The sequence below is a fragment of the Cyclobacterium plantarum genome, from assembly GCF_011290685.1.
GTDB lineage: Bacteria > Bacteroidota > Bacteroidia > Cytophagales > Cyclobacteriaceae > Cyclobacterium > Cyclobacterium plantarum.
On sequence record NZ_JAANYN010000006.1, the window covers coordinates 97,904 to 113,468 of the forward strand.

11 protein-coding genes are annotated in these 15,565 nt (G+C 42.5%); 5 read left to right on the forward strand and 6 right to left on the reverse strand.

Annotated elements, in window-relative coordinates; genetic code table 11:
* Window positions 1–176: 176 nt before the first annotated feature.
* From G9Q97_RS15025 to G9Q97_RS15045, 5 genes are all read right to left on the reverse strand, one after another.
* On the reverse strand, window positions 177–1,136 hold the full coding sequence (locus tag G9Q97_RS15025) for an aldo/keto reductase (RefSeq protein WP_166148224.1): 960 nt from the start codon (window positions 1,134–1,136) through the stop codon (window positions 177–179).
* A gap of 308 nt (window positions 1,137–1,444) precedes the next feature.
* Window positions 1,445–2,401, reverse strand: a complete 957-nt coding sequence (locus G9Q97_RS15030; protein ID WP_166148225.1) for an aldo/keto reductase — start codon at window positions 2,399–2,401, stop codon at window positions 1,445–1,447.
* 150 nt (window positions 2,402–2,551) lie between these two features.
* On the reverse strand, window positions 2,552–4,009 hold the full coding sequence (locus G9Q97_RS15035) for a DUF1501 domain-containing protein (protein ID WP_166148227.1): 1,458 nt from the start codon (window positions 4,007–4,009) through the stop codon (window positions 2,552–2,554).
* A gap of 3 nt (window positions 4,010–4,012) precedes the next feature.
* Complete coding sequence (locus tag G9Q97_RS15040) at window positions 4,013–6,427, reverse strand: PSD1 and planctomycete cytochrome C domain-containing protein (RefSeq protein ID WP_394352994.1); 2,415 nt, start codon at window positions 6,425–6,427, stop codon at window positions 4,013–4,015.
* Window positions 6,428–6,620: 193 nt separating this feature from the next.
* A complete protein-coding gene (locus G9Q97_RS15045) occupies window positions 6,621–7,580 on the reverse strand; it encodes a calcium/sodium antiporter (RefSeq protein WP_166148231.1) in 960 nt (319 codons plus the stop codon).
* Between the two features lie 289 nt (window positions 7,581–7,869).
* Here G9Q97_RS15045 and G9Q97_RS15050 point away from each other — a divergent pair, with 289 nt between their 5' ends.
* The 5 genes from G9Q97_RS15050 to G9Q97_RS15070 all read left to right on the forward strand — a co-directional run bounded on the left by G9Q97_RS15050 (window position 7,870) and on the right by G9Q97_RS15070 (window position 14,397).
* Window positions 7,870–9,555 carry a potassium channel family protein gene (locus G9Q97_RS15050; protein WP_166148233.1) on the forward strand — a complete coding sequence of 562 codons (1,686 nt, stop codon included), beginning with the start codon at window positions 7,870–7,872 and terminating at the stop codon, window positions 9,553–9,555.
* Window positions 9,556–9,720: 165 nt separating this feature from the next.
* Complete coding sequence (locus G9Q97_RS15055) at window positions 9,721–10,245, forward strand: hypothetical protein (protein WP_166148235.1); 525 nt, start codon at window positions 9,721–9,723, stop codon at window positions 10,243–10,245.
* A gap of 123 nt (window positions 10,246–10,368) precedes the next feature.
* Complete coding sequence (locus G9Q97_RS15060) at window positions 10,369–12,042, forward strand: ribulokinase (RefSeq protein ID WP_166148237.1); 1,674 nt, start codon at window positions 10,369–10,371, stop codon at window positions 12,040–12,042.
* Between the two features lie 324 nt (window positions 12,043–12,366).
* Window positions 12,367–12,948: a DUF4136 domain-containing protein gene (locus G9Q97_RS15065; RefSeq protein ID WP_166148239.1), complete on the forward strand. Its 582-nt coding sequence runs from the start codon at window positions 12,367–12,369 to the stop codon at window positions 12,946–12,948.
* Between the two features lie 123 nt (window positions 12,949–13,071).
* The gene (locus G9Q97_RS15070; protein WP_166148241.1) at window positions 13,072–14,397 is read left to right on the forward strand and encodes a DEAD/DEAH box helicase; all 1,326 of its coding nucleotides are present in this window, start codon (window positions 13,072–13,074) and stop codon (window positions 14,395–14,397) included.
* A 70-nt stretch (window positions 14,398–14,467) separates the two neighbouring features.
* On the opposite strand, the gene G9Q97_RS15075 is transcribed toward G9Q97_RS15070, so the two are convergent.
* On the reverse strand, window positions 14,468–15,325 hold the full coding sequence (locus G9Q97_RS15075; protein ID WP_166148243.1) for a phytanoyl-CoA dioxygenase family protein: 858 nt from the start codon (window positions 15,323–15,325) through the stop codon (window positions 14,468–14,470).
* Window positions 15,326–15,565: the final 240 nt, after the last annotated feature.

Genomic DNA, 15,565 nt, shown 5'->3' on the forward strand with positions numbered 1-15,565 from the left:
TTTATTTTGATTTCACAATAAACAACTAGACTTATATTAATAAGCAATATCATTTAATGGAGCAATTTACCGCAATCAATAATCTTTAATCCTGAATTTGTATCAGGGTTTGTAGAAATAATATTATAGGAGAAAACAAGCATGGTAGGGATTATATCCTACCATGCCTGCAATTTTCAGGCGTTTTCCCAAAGATCTGATTGCTCATAGGGGCTTCCTGGTACCTCGGTAAAAAAAGTCCCGTCGATAAACCTGTGACTTGTTTTTAGCTTGGAGATGGTCTCCATATCGGTTTCATCCAATATAAGGTCTGCCGATTCCAGATTTTGTTTGATTCTATCCTTGTTTACCGACTTTGGAATAACGGCCACATCCCGATGCAATGACCAGGCAATTAATACCTGAGCAACGGTTTTACCATGTTTGGCTGCAATATTATGAAGAACTTTTTCCTCCATCAGGACCGGATCATCGGCTTGCTTTCTCGCACTGGGTCTGTCTGCCGAGCCAAGTGGAGAATAAGCAGTGACATTGATTTGATGGCTAAAGCAAAAGTCAACCAATTCCTGCTGGGGCAAATAGGGATGCAGTTCGATCTGATTCATTTCTGGTTTAATCTGGCAAGAGGCCAAAATTTCTTCAATTTTCCGCCGGTTAAAATTTGAAACGCCAATATGCCTTACTTTGCCATCACTTTTCAAGGCCTCCATGCCTGCCCAGGTTTCTGATAGTGGTGCGTTCGTATAATCCAGAAAATCCTCCCCCTTCTCGGGAAACATCACATGGCTTTTCAAAGCTATAGGCCAATGGATCAAATACAGGTCCAGGTATTCCAATTGCAAGTCTGCCAGACTTTGGCTAAAACCTACCTGAACCTGGTCCTTTTCATGGGCATTGTTCCACAACTTTGAGGTAACAAAAACTTCCTCTCTTTTGACCAGGCCATCCGCAAATGCCTTTTTCAAGGCATCTCCGACTTCCTTCTCATTTTTATACACCGCGGCACAGTCGATGTGCCGGTATCCTGCCTCTAATGCCCATAACACGGCCTGGAACACTTCTCCAGGAGCCGATTTCCAGGTACCTAAACCTAACATGGGTAATTTATCTCCGTTGTCGAATGTGATATATTTCATGTGTTTATAATTTGTTCTTTAATGGCCACATGCCCGACCGGCTGACGCCAGTCGGACGGGGAATCTCGCATGGTTGTTATTCATTCCAGTGTGTGACGCCTACGTCATGCTCGATTTCATGTGTTTATAATTGTTTCTTAATTGTCAAATAGCCTGTCCCTTCCCGATAGCTAAAGAGATCAGGAAAATCTTGCATGTCCCCCCGATAGTATCGGGGCATCCTTCCATGTGTCGCTTGCGACATGCCCGTCTGCCTCAGGCAGGTTCGATTTTAGGATGCTATCGTTTATTTTTGTTTTGTTTAATCATTAAATATTTTCCTCCCAAAGATCGCTGTAGCTGTAAGGACTTCCATTCTCCACCCATGCCGGCCCGGGTGTATAACGAAATGGCCCTTTAAGGTTTTGAATGACTTCCATATCTGCCTCATCCAGACTGATCTGCAAGGCACCGAAATTTTCTGTTATTCTCTGGGGATTAGTGGATTTTGGAACGACGGAAGTACCCCTCTGCATGCCCCATGCCAGGACCACCTGGGCTACAGTGGCCTGATGTTTTTGGGCTACCTTTTTTAAATCCCCATCTTCCAGTAATATAGGATGATCTACCTCGTCATTGGCAACCCTGTATGCTGCTCCCAGAGGCCCATACCCCGTCAGCCAAATCGCATGTTTGTCACAATAGGCTTTCAATTTCTCTTGCGGAAGATAGGGATGGAGTTCCACCTGGTTAACCTCAGGTTGAACCCTGGCATCTTTCCGGATCTCGTCCAGCTTTAGGGTATTGAAATTGGACAGCCCAATGTGTCTGGCAAGTTTTTTATCCCACAATGTTTCCATGGCCATCCATGTTTCAGAAAGCGGCGCCTCCTGGTAAGTAAGGAAATCTCCTGGGCCGGAGGGGAAATCCACTCCCTTTTTGATGGCTACCGGCCAGTGAACCAAATACAAGTCCAGGTAATCCAGTTGCAGGTTTTTAAGCGTGGTCTCCATAGCGGGTAGCACATCAGCTTTCAAATGGGAATCATTCCAGAGTTTAGACGTAATCCAAAGCTCTTCCCGCTTAACCCATCCTTCGGAAATTGCCCTGTTCAAGGCATCCCCAATTTCCTTTTCATTTTTATAAACGTGGGCACAATCGATGTGCCGGTATCCTGTTTTGATGGCATGCAATACGGCTTCATACACTTCATTGGGTTTAGATCTCCAGGTTCCCAAACCCAATGCAGGCATGGTATCCCCATTGGCAAATTTTAGTCTTTTCATCTATGTGGTTGATTATCTAAAAATTAAATTTAAAAGGGCTCACGGATTTAAAAATGGGACATTTTCTCAATAATCCCAAATTTTAAAATTATTCCTTACAGGGAATCCCGCAAAATCAATGCCCTAAAAGGAAAATAAAGGAACGAAGGTTCAGGCCAGAATATCCTTTATCACTTTTCCGGAAACATCTGTGAGGCGGAATTTCCTTCCCAAATGTCTGTAGATCAATTTTTCATGATCCAGGCCCAGCTGGTGTAAAACTGTAGCTTGAAAATCGTGGACATGTACAGGGTTTGAGGTAATATTATAACCCAATTCATCTGTGGACCCATATACCATCCCAGGTTTAACACCACCGCCTGCCATCCAAATGCTAAAGCAGCGGGGATGGTGATCTCTTCCATAATTATCCTGAGTGAGTTTTCCCTGGGAATAATTGGTCCTTCCAAATTCTCCTCCCCAAATCACTAAGGTTTCTTCTAACAATCCTCGCTGCTTCAGGTCCTTGATCAGTGCTGCGGAAGCCTGGTCCACATCTTTGGCTTGCGCAGCCATTTCTGAAGGAAGGTTTCCATGCTGATCCCAGCCCTGGTGATATAACTGAACAAAACGAACGCCACTTTCGGAGAGTTTTCTTGCCAAAAGACAATTGGCGGCAAAAGTTCCGGGTTTACGGCTATCTTCTCCGTACATCTCAAAAATACTATCGGGCTCTTTGGACAAATCCGTGGCCTCCGGAACGGCTGTTTGCATGCGGAAGGCCATTTCATATTGTGCTACCCTGGTCTGAATTTCGGGATCACCTACTTTTTGAAAAGAATGTTCATTGAGTGCTGCGAGGTGATCGAGCATTTTTCTTCTTTCTTCCTTTCGCATTCCTTCCGGATTGTTCAGGAAGAGAACAGGGTCTTCACCATTGCTGAATTGAACCCCTTGATGGGTGGCAGGTAAAAATCCGTTGCTCCAAAGTTTGGAATAAACTCCCTGCCCGTTTCCTTCTCCTTTGGAAAGCAAAACGGTAAATGCAGGAAGGTTGCTGTTTTCACTTCCCAGCCCATAACTCAGCCAGGACCCCATGCTCGGGCGGTTACCCTGCTGTGCGCCCGTTTGGAAAAATGTCAGCGCCGGATCATGGTTGATGGATTCAGTATGCATGGATTTGATGATGCAAATGTCGTCAACGATCTTTGCGGTATGCGGGAAAAGCTCACTGATCCATGCCCTGGCTTGTCCATATTGTTGAAAATCATAGATCGAACCCACCATCGGAAATGAACTTTGGCTTGCAGTCATGCCAGTAAGTCTTTGACCTTGACGTATGGATTCCGGAAGTTCCTCTCCCCACATATCCCTGAGCTTTGGTTTAAAATCAAAGGATTCCAATTGGGAAGGAGCACCATTTTGAAAAAGATAGATTACTCTTTTGGCCTTTGGGGCAAAATGCGGTACACCTAAGGCAGTTTCTTCATCAATTCCAGGCTTTCCAGAGCCAAATAAATCCGGTATCAGTAAAGACCCCAAAGCTGCACTTCCCAGGCCAATGCTCATTTTAGACAAAAAATGCCTTCTGTTTATATGCAATCCATGATTCAACAATTCCTTTTCCATGACTCAGGATTTAGTATTTGTTTCTTCTAAATTATACATCAGGGAAATAACCTGCATCATAGCGGCCTTCCCGGCCGGGTGCAATGAATCATCGGAAGGGTATTCTCCAACGTCCAAAACCTGAACAGCACTTTCCTGATCTTTGTTATATACTTCCAGAAAATCACCATGGGTAGCGACTAATATGTCCATTTCTTCCTCATCTGGCGGCCTACCCACTATATGGTAAAATGCGGAATGAATTTTTTCCTGCAAGGTCGTTTTTTCCACCAATAATCTTTCGGCCATCACCCTTGAAGCTTCAAGAATGTACGGGGCATTCATCATGGCAAGAGCTTGTAGTGGAGTACTTGTTTTTACCCGCTCCACCTCACAGGCATCCCTGTTACTTGCATCAAACAGGATCATTTGAGGAGGGGGGACAGTCCTTTTAATAAAAGTGTACAGACCCCTGCGGTACAGGTATTTTCCTGTATCTTGCTGGTAAGCTGAAAGATTCCCCCTTCCTGAAGTGGCTGCTTCCCAAAGTCCTTCGGGTTGGTAGGGCTTTACACTAGGTCCACCTATTTCTCTGTTGAGCAATCCACTGCTCGCCAAAACAAGGTCCCTTATTTCTTCCGCTTTCAGCCTTTGCCTGGGAAACCGGGACAAATACCTGTTGTCCGGGTCAATTTCAATTTTTTCAGGAGTTACTAAAGCCGATTGCTGGTAGGTAGAGGACATTAATATTTTTTTTAACAGGAGTTGTATATCCCATCCATTTTCCATAAAATCGACTGCAAGCCAATCCAGCAAAGGTTGATTAATGGGAAGACTTCCCTGCATTCCAAAGTCCCCCGGAGTATCTACTAATCCAACCCCGAAAATTTCCTGCCATATACGGTTGACAAAAACCCTGGCTGTCAAAGGATGCTCTGGGTTGAAAAGCCAACGGGCTAAGCCAAGCCTGTTTTTGGGCAATTCTTCCGGAAACTCCAAAAGAGCAGCAGGAGTTCCTTCATTGACCGGTTCGGTAGGTGCATCATAAGCCCCTCTATCCAGAATATAAGTGGTCCTTCCACTGTCCAGGTCTCCCATCACCGAGACTTTCAAAATATCTGCCTCGGCCAAAAGTGAATTGTAATTGGTACCTTTTCCCATATTTGCAAGCAAGGTTTGCACCCTGCGCGCACTGTCTGGCATATTGATGAATTCAAGGATTTCATGGGTATCTTCATCGGTAATTTCCATAAGGGGAAATTTTGCTGGGCTTTTCCTGGAAAACCCCGGACTGGCCTCCTCTATTCCCTTTTCTGCCACGTTGTTGAAAAAAGCATACATCTGGAAGTATTCTTTCTGAGAGATCGGATCATATTTGTGGTCGTGGCACTGGGCACATTCCAGCGTGATTCCCAGCATGGCTTTTCCTAATGTATTGGTCCTGTCTATGGCATACATCACCCGATACTCTTCATCAATGGCACCTGATTCTTCTGTAATTTTATGGTTCCTGTTAAAGCCTGTAGCCAGGATTTGTTCTTTTGTGGCATTGGGAAGCAGGTCCCCGGCTAGCTGCCAGGTAACAAACTGGTCATATGGCATGTTTTGGTTGAAAGCATGGATCACCCAATCTCGCCAGGGCCATTGGGTGCGGTAATAATCGTCCTGATATCCATGTGAATCGGCATATCGTGCCACATCCATCCAGGACACAGCCATTTTCTCCCCATAGGCAGGGTCTGACAGCAATGTGTCAATAATGGATTCAATGGACCGATCCTCTTTTTCAATTTTTCTCAACTCCTCAGGCTTTGGCGGCAATCCGGTCAAATCAAAATAAATTCTCCGAACAAGGGTCTGCTTTTCGGCCCTTTGGTTTGGCTGCAGTCCTTTTCCTTTCATGGTTGAAAAAGTAAAGTGGTCTACCTCGTTTTGCATCCAATCCGATGCATTTGCTTCTGGTAATGGTGATTTTTCGGGAGGGACGAAGGCCCAGTGAGGCTCGTAGACAGCTCCCTGTCGGATCCACTCTTCAATGAGTTGTATTTGATGACTGGAAAGGGTAAGGTTAGATGAGGGGGGAGGCATGAGCTCTGTTGCATCATCAGTGGTGATCCTGGCAAAAATTTCTGATTGGTGAGGTTTCCCTGGTATAATGGCCTTTCGGTCAGGATGCTCCTTTAATGCAGAAAAAGCATCTTCTTCCCTATCCAGGCGAAGACCTGCCTCTCTCTTATTCCCGTCAGGACCATGACAGGCAAAACAATTTTCAGACAGGATCGGGCGGATATGAAGGTTATAGCTTACAGACTCGGGAAAAAAATTTTCCGTATCCCCATTTTGATTTTCGCAGGACAGAACGAAAACCACTGCCAGAAGCGAAGGTCCCAGAAGCCAGGCATTGAAAACATGTAACTTTGCTTTCCAAATCATGTTCATAATTTAGGCAAATACTGGCTAATTCCAAAAATACTGAAGGACAGAAGGTTTTGGCTATTTGTAAACGGACATTAAAAGTCAATCAAAGCCCTCCTCCCTCCTAAAAAAGGGTTAAAAGAGGGTCATGGGAAATACCTGTATGACTCAGATTTGGTATTTCTCCAATGACTAGAAAAAATTGCTTGCCTAAGCATCAGAAAGCCAGCAGGAAAGTAAGGTAAAGCAGGTATAAAATCACAAAGACAATCCCCTCCCATCTCTCCACCATTCTGCCTTTACCTGAGAAAACAAATAAAAACAGCAACAATGCTGCAACAATATTAACTACAATATCAAAAAATGTTTCCTGATGGACTTCTACAGGGAAGATGGTGGAGGAAAGTCCTAATATTAAGAAAATATTAAAAATATTTGAGCCTACTACATTGCCGATGGCAATATCTACTTTTTTCTTTTTTACAGCGGCCAACGAAGTGGCCAATTCGGGCAAAGAAGTTCCGATGGAGACAATTGTCAAGCCGATGACCCTTTCAGATAAACCAAAACTCTGAGCAATAAAGACAGCATTGGTGACGATCAAGTGACCACCCAGTACCAAACCTCCCAATCCCAATACAAGCCACATCACAGCTGACTTTACCGACATCTGACCAACAGAAACCTCTTCAGCTGCGGCCCCCGGATTTTTGGATACCATGATATTGTAGACCAAAAAAACTGCAAAAAACAGGATCAATACCAAGCCTTCACTTCTGCTGACCACATCGGCTGCCATCCCGTCAAGCCATTGGTCATTGGCAAGGATTCCCAGGGCAATGGCTGCCAACAAACACAAGGGTATCTCAATCCAGGTTGTATTGGATTTAACCGTAAGCGGAAAAATAATCGAACAGAGACCCAAAATCACGAAGATGTTGAAAATATTACTACCCAACACATTGGCCATGACCATGGATCCTGAACCATTCAAGGCGGCAATAATATTGACTGCCAGTTCTGGTGCAGATGTTCCGAAAGCCACCACCGTTAACCCTATCACAATGTTGGGAATGGAGAGTCTAACGGCTATACTCGAAGCGGCTTCTACAAGTTTATCGGCGCCATATACCAAAAAAAGGAAACCCAGAAGAAGCAAAACTAAGGATAGGAACATTAGATCTAAATAAAATTTGCCCAAAATTATGCCTATTTTATGATGAAAAAAAAAGGAAACCATTAAATTTTACAAGGTAAATAAATCAAGGAAAGGGCATGTTTAGTTGATTTTGATTTGTGATCAGAGACCTTAATCCTTTTATAATTAATTTCGTTTAAAGAATTCGAAAAATCATCCATACCAATTTGGTCGTTTTTTTTAAATTTTGGGTTCCCGGAATTTTTGTGCCTGAAAAAAAGGTAAACTATAAAAAGATGTGTAACTATGCTTTATATAAAACTTATCCATGAAGTTTCTAACGTCTCAAATTAGTTTTTTGCTTAAAAACAAACCTCAGCGAAGGAATTTTAAATTGTTATTTAGGTTTTTATTGATTTTGTTGGTGATGATTCTTGTTTTCACCCTTGCTTTTCACCTGATCATGTTGAGTGAAGGCAGGTATTTTTCCTGGGTGACGGGATTGTATTGGACTTTTACGGTCATGACCACACTTGGCTTTGGAGACATAACTTTTGAAAGCGACTGGGGTAGGGTATATACCATGGTTGTCTTACTTTCCGGAATGTTATTCCTCCTGGTCCTTTTTCCTTTTACCTTTATCAATTTCTTTTATTCACCATGGATGAAAGCACAGGAGCAGGCTAGGGTACCTAAGCAAATAGAAGAAAAAGTAAAAGGACATGTAATTCTCACCCACTTTGATCCTGTGTCCGATGCTTTGATCAAAAAACTCAAAAGGATTCAGATTCCCTATGTAATGCTCGTTCAGGACTTTTCTGATGGATTAAAACTCAGAGAGATGGATATAAATGTGATGCTTGGCGATCTGGACGATCCTGAAACTTACCGGAATGCACGTGTTGAAGCAGCAAATCTTGTTGCTACCACCTCCGTGGATGTGGTCAATACGAGTGTGGCATTTACAATCAGGGAAGTTAACGATACCATACCCATTATTGCTACCTGTAATGCAGAAGCTTCAAGCGACATCCTGAGTTTGGCAGGGTGTAACCATGTTTTGAGTCTGGGGGAAATGATGGGCTTATTTCTGTCAAGAAGGGCCAGCGGAGGTGATGCATCCGCCCTTACCATTGGGCAGTTTGAAGAATTGAGTATTGCAGAGGCCACTGTTGGGGGATCAACATTGGTGGGGCAAACGCTTCGGAAAACAAAACTAAGGGAACAGGTTGGTGTAAGCGTGTTGGGTTTTTGGGTCAGGGGCAAGTACCAGGTCGCTCATCCAGATACGGAGATAGCTGAAAATTCAGTATTGGTACTAGCCGGGACAGCAACACAAATAGCTGCTTACAATTCTCTTTTTTGTATTCAAAAACAGGAAACGGAACCCTTGATTATCATTGGAGGCGGAAGGGTTGGCCGATCCACAGGAAGGGCATTGGAAAAAAGAAACCTGAATTTTAAAATCATAGAAAAACTTCCTGATCGGATAAAAGACAATGACAATTACATTTATGGAGATGCAGCAAATCTGGACATTTTGTTACAGGCAGGTATTTTAAAGGCACCAAGTGTGATCATTACAACGCATGAAGACGACATCAATGCTTACCTTACTATTTACTGTAGAAAATTAAGGCCTGATATTCAAATCATTACCCGTTCCACTTTGGAAAGAAACCTGGACACCATGCACAGAGCTGGTGCTGATTTCGTCATGTCCTATGCCTCCATGGGTGCAAATGCCATTTATAATCTTCTAAAAAAGAGTGATATCCTCATGGTAGCAGAAGGCCTTGACCTGATAAAAATTAAAGCACCCGGACAACTTACTGGCAAATCAATAGCTTCTTCCTGTATCAGACAGGAAACCGGCTGTTCGATTATTGCCATTAAGAAAAAACAATCCATGATTGTTAATCCAAATCCTGAAACCGTCATTGATTCAGAAGATGAAATTATTTTAATTGGGACCGCAGAAGCAGAAAATAAATTTTTTAAAAAATTTGACTAGTTCAACTCAATGAATTACAACTCATTACCGTAAATAATTAATCATTAAATTTGAATTATTAATGTTTTTTTTTGTATTTTGTGAACTAAATAGAACAGTTGTTTCAAAATCCGACCCTGTTTTGACTGCATCTGTAAATATTTTTAGACCAAAAAAACTTTCACCATGACCAATATTAAAAATTCATTGGCGTTAGCGTTTTTGCCTGGATACCTGTTTTCTTGTCAATATGAACAACAAATCAATGATAATGACAGCGAGGGAAAATCTCCGGTAACCGCAAACCCAAAAGAGTGCAGTGATCAAAAATTAATTCGTAGGTATCTGGAAGGGTTGCAGTTGGAAAGCTATGATTATATCAAAGAAATAATACATCCGGATTTTAAATGTATCAATACCAATACTGATTCCATAAGAGATTGTTTGGAAGAGTTGGCCCATTGGAAATCACAGCATCAAAAACTGAAGCATTTGTCCTTTAGTGATCCTGTATTGAAAAGCGTACGTGTAAACCGGGGAATACTTAAAGGAGACTGGACATTGGTTTGGACCACTTTTTCGGCCCTGGATGGAGAAACGTTAAAATCCATTAAATATGAATACCATATGGCCATCAAAACAGCCGGGGATAAAATTATGGAAATCCAAACATGGCACCAGGTAGAAAATGAGTCATCAGACCTTCACTAATACTTCATCCATTCGGAATTTCATTTTTCTTTTCTGAGATAGGTCGTTTTTGATTTTTTGCGTATATTTTTACATTACGATCACCTTTAGAAACAACTTTTTTTTAATCCAAAATAATATCAAATGCACAACTATGTATTGGGAGTAGATTTCGGAACAGACTCGGTGAGGGCTTTGCTGGTCAATTCACAAAATGGAGAAACTGTCAGCAGTGAAGTATTTGCATACCCGCGGTGGAAAAACGGGAAATATTGCGATCCCTCAAAAAACCAATTCCGCCAACATCCCAAGGATCATTTGGAAGGTTTGGCATTTACGGTAAATGCAGTAATCAAAAACAGTGGTATTCCAAAGGAGCAAATCAAGGGGATTTGTGTGGATACCACAGGTTCCTCTCCCCTGCCTGTTGATAGGGAAGGCCGGCCACTGGCCCTGTCTGCCCCATTTGCCGACAATCCAAATGCACAAATGATTTTATGGAAAGACCACACCGCAGTGGCAGAGGCAGAGGAAATTAACCAATTGGCGAGAACATGGGGGGGAATAGATTTCACCAAATTTGAAGGCGGAATTTATTCCTCGGAATGGTTTTGGGCCAAAATCCTGCACATTGTCAGGAAAGATCCTGAGGTAGCTGCGGCAGCGTTTTCCTGGATGGAACATTGCGATTATATGACTTTCGAATTGACGGGAGGAAAAGATTTATTAAACTTTAAAAGAAGTCGCTGCGCCGCAGGACACAAAGCACTCTGGCATGAAAGCTGGGGAGGCTTACCCGATGCCAGGTTTTTGGAAAAACTGGATCCAAGATTGGCTACCTTGAAAAGCCAATTATACAAAGACACCTTTACCTCAGACATACCTGCAGGTTCACTTTCCAGAGAATGGGCAGATAAATTGGGACTGGTGCCTGGAATGACCGTTGCTGTTGGCACTTTCGATGCACATGCCGGGGCTGTGGGAGGAGAAGTTTCAGATGGCACCCTGGTCAAGGTAATGGGGACATCTACCTGTGACATCATGGTTAGTTCTTATGCTTCTCTGAAGGACAAAACAGTCAGGGGTATCTGTGGACAGGTGGATGGTTCGGTGCTACCAGGTAAAATAGGTCTTGAAGCAGGCCAGTCGGGGTTTGGAGATGTGTTGGCCTGGTTTGTTGAACTGATCCAAAAACCGGTAATGGAAACCCTTTCTGAGGCTTCCCTGAGTTCCGGCGACCTTACAGAAATCCGCCATATTCTGGAGGAAAAATTAATCCTGACTCTTTCCAAACAGGCTGAGAAAATTTCCCCTGAACAGACCCGGGTATTGGCCCTTGACTGGATCAATGGCAGGCGAACCCCCGATGCCAACCAAAACCTGAAAGGGGCGCTTTCAGGCTTGGACATGGGAACTGATGCTGCCAGGGTTTACAAAGCATTGGTGGAATCCATATGTTATGGTTCCAAAAGAATCATTGAAAGATTTAGAGAGGAAGGGGTACAGATAGACCAGGTCATAGGCCTGGGAGGGGTGGCAAAAAAATCAACCCTTGTCATGCAGACCATGGCAGATGTGCTAAATATGCCAATAAAAATAGCCAAATCAGAGCAGGCTCCGGCACTTGGAGCCGCCATTTACGCAGCTACAGCCGCAGGTATCCATCACAATGTAGCTGACGCTATTTTAAAAATGGGTAATGGCTTTGATCAGGTATATAAACCCTCTCCGGACAATGTGGAAATATACCGAAGAAAATACCAGGAATATATAAAACTCGGGGATTTTATAGAATCCAAAACAGGTCCTTCTGACTGATCAATCCCCTACACTCGTTTACGGTATCCAACAACTGGCAATCAATTTTGATTGCCTTTTTTATTTAAACTAATGGATGAGTACTTCAATTTCCTTATTCCACTTATCCTCAATAAGATAAGTTTTTTCATTTCCAGGCAATTTACTTGGAAATCCTTTTGAAATTCACTAACATTAATCCATTATTATCCGCATGAATGCAAACAAAAATTTATTATGAAGGTTAAATAGTAGTTGACAAACAAATATTTTTATTGACGATTTTATTTTGTGTTGTTAACTCAAAATTCGTTTATATCACCAACACTAACAAAACAAATCTGTATGAAAATTATCAATTACTTCATCTTTGTTTTGCTGATCGTAAATTCAGCTTGCCTATCCCAAAGAGACTTCGTTGCCGAATACGACTACAACTATAAAGGTGCTTTCAAGAAGTACAAAACCTTTGGCTTTGTGGAAGAAGAGGGAAAGGATGAGGCTGATTTTACAGGCATTATAGAAAAATCCATCACTTCAAGACTTGGATCACAGGGTTTTAGGCAGAAAGAAAATAACCCTGATTTGCTCATCATTCACAAACTATACATGAGTGAAGTTCGGTACAGAGGCTACAATCAACCCAATTTCGATTATTGGCTCAAAAAGCAGGGCATAGAATTGGTTGAAGAATCGGTATTGGATAGTCTGGAAAGACAAAAGAAAGGTGAAAATTACAATGCTGTAAAATATACTCAAAACGATGGTATGCTTGTTGTTTTGGTAATTGATCACAAGAAAGGCAATACCATCTGGCAGGGTTATACATCCGCCTATTTTGACTATGCTTCTCCAAACATTCACATTGATCTCACCAGAGCAACTTACAAGGTTATGGACCAATTTAAAATCCTTACCAGAAATTAAAAACTCTCATCATTCCATAAACGCGTTCATCAAATGAAGTTGATGGACGCGTTTTTTTTTATTCATCCAATGAATTGAGCAGGGCAGACCAATGATCTCCTGTACAATATGTACCTTTGTGGAATGAATACACCTTCAAACCCCAATTTTGAGTCCTTCCTTGACAAGCTGCCTTTTGATACCTTTAATGCCATGCAGTTGGATTTTATGGAAAAATCCCTGGGCAATAAGCCCTTAATGCTGCTCGCACCTACAGGATCCGGCAAGACATTGGCTTACCTTATCCCCCTTGCCCGTCATCTACAGGAGCATTATCCCCATTCCCGGGGATTGATTATCGTACCTTCCAGGGAGTTGGCCTTGCAAATTGAGCAGGTATTCAAATCACTGAAAACAGGCTTAAATGCATGCACCTGTTATGGTGGACATGCATTTAAAACTGAAGCAAACAGGTTAAAAGAAAATCCTGCATTGGTCATCGGTACTCCCGGACGACTATCCGAGCATGTACAGATTGGAAATTTGGCCATCCCAGATTTAAAAATTGTTGTGTTGGATGAGTTTGACAAATCTTTACAATTTGGTTTTCATGAACAGTTGAAGGTTATTTTCGGTGCCCTGGACGGAAAACAAAAATACCAACTTACCTCAGCAACAAAGTTGGAAAGCCTTCCTGATTTTTTACCCTTTAGCGAATGTGAAACCCTGGATTATTTAAAAGAAAACGCTGGAAGCAAGCTGGATCTTAAATTAGTAAGAACATCCAGCGTAGAAAAAGTAGAGACCCTCATGCGCCTGCTGGCTGGTTTTGAACAGGAAAGCAGCCTGGTTTTCTGTAACCACAGGGAGGCGGTAAACAGGATCAGCACCCTTTTGACAGCGTACCATTTCCCCCATGGTATTCTTCATGGGGGAATGGAGCAAATAGACAGAGAAAAAAACCTCTTTCAATTCAGAAGTGGCACGCAAAAACTACTGATCGCCACCGATCTGGCCTCAAGAGGCCTGGATATACCGGAGATCAAACATGTGGTACATTACCAACTGCCCCCTCAAAAAAATGCTTTCATTCACAGAAATGGCCGAACTGCCAGAATGTTTGCTACAGGACAAAGTTATCTGATATTGGCCCATGATGAATCTCTTCCTGATTACCTGGAAAAAGAACTCCCTGAACATCAGGTACCTGATGCATTCAAAGTCCCTGAAACCTCTTCATTGGCATGTCTGTATATCAGTGCGGGCAAAAAAGACAAAATCAGTAAGGGAGATGTGGTAGGATTTTTCACAAAAAAAGGGGGCTTGGATGGAAGTGATATTGGTTTGATCAGCATTCTGGATTCAGCTACCTATGTGGCCATTCCAAAAGACAAGGTCCAGGAACTTCTCAAACTAACATCAAAAGAAAAATTGAAGAAAATTAAGGTTAAAGTAGCCCTTGCCAATTAATTCAGGAGAGAAAAAATGGCTATTATGGTATCATCTCAGATCCAACCTGCCAATGCAGTAAATCCATATCTCAAGTTTTGTTCTTCACCTCGACATCTTCTTCCCAACCAGTTTGTTTCAATGCAGGGTCATTTTCCTTTTTAAGGAAATCCGCCTGAGAGAGGGGCGCAGCATCCCAGTTTAAAATGGCATCATCAGGAACCATTTCTATGGGTTTTTTCCATGCGGTAGAAGTTTCGTTATAGGCTATATTCGATTGGGAATTGAAACAAGAAATAATAGACCACCTGGGTGCATCGGACAGGTTGGCTGCTGAACGGTGGAGTAAATTGGGATGAAAAAACAAAGCATCCCCCGGATCAATCTCGCAATAAACCAGGTCCATTGTTTTTAAGGCATTGTCGACCATCACCATATCGGCACCTACCTGCTCACCGGCAAACCCATGGTTTACCCTTCCGATCTTATGGGAGCCTTTGATCACCTGCAAGCATCCGTTCTCCTTGTTGGCCGGTGTCAGGGCCACCATTACACTAAGCAGTTGGTCCGGGTACATAAACTGATTTTTATACCAATAGCCATAATCCTGGTGCCATTCCCAGGCTCCACCTACCTTGGGTTCCTTCTGCATTAACTTGGAATGAAAATGACAAACCGGAGCATCACTGTCCAATAGCTGCCCTACACAGTTAACCATTTTTTCGCTTCTGGTAAGGTAACCGAACACATCATTTCCCGGGTTAAACCAAAGAGATAACCTTGTTTTCTTTCCGGATTGGTCATTGAGGTCCATGGCATTTTTCTGCATGGCATCATCTTGAACAGCCACCCGGTACATCCTTTCGGTTTCTGCCTCACTGCAAAACCCCCTGACCAATACATAACCATCCTTATGGTATTGTTTGAGTTGATTTGTATTTAATTTCATCACAGGTTTAAGGTAAGGGGAAAAAATGAAAATAAAAAGCAGGGAGATTAGAATACACAATCAAATTTTCTCCTGAAACCCATGAATTTTTTTGGTAATCCAACCCTTATCAGCTATTTTTTCCTTAGTTTAAAGCAGTAATTATTCCAAATTAACCAAAAGTAAACCTACTGCCGAAACAAACTGTTTTGTGATCAGCAAAAATTCTTTTATAACCAGGCCTTTATTATGGTATCCGAT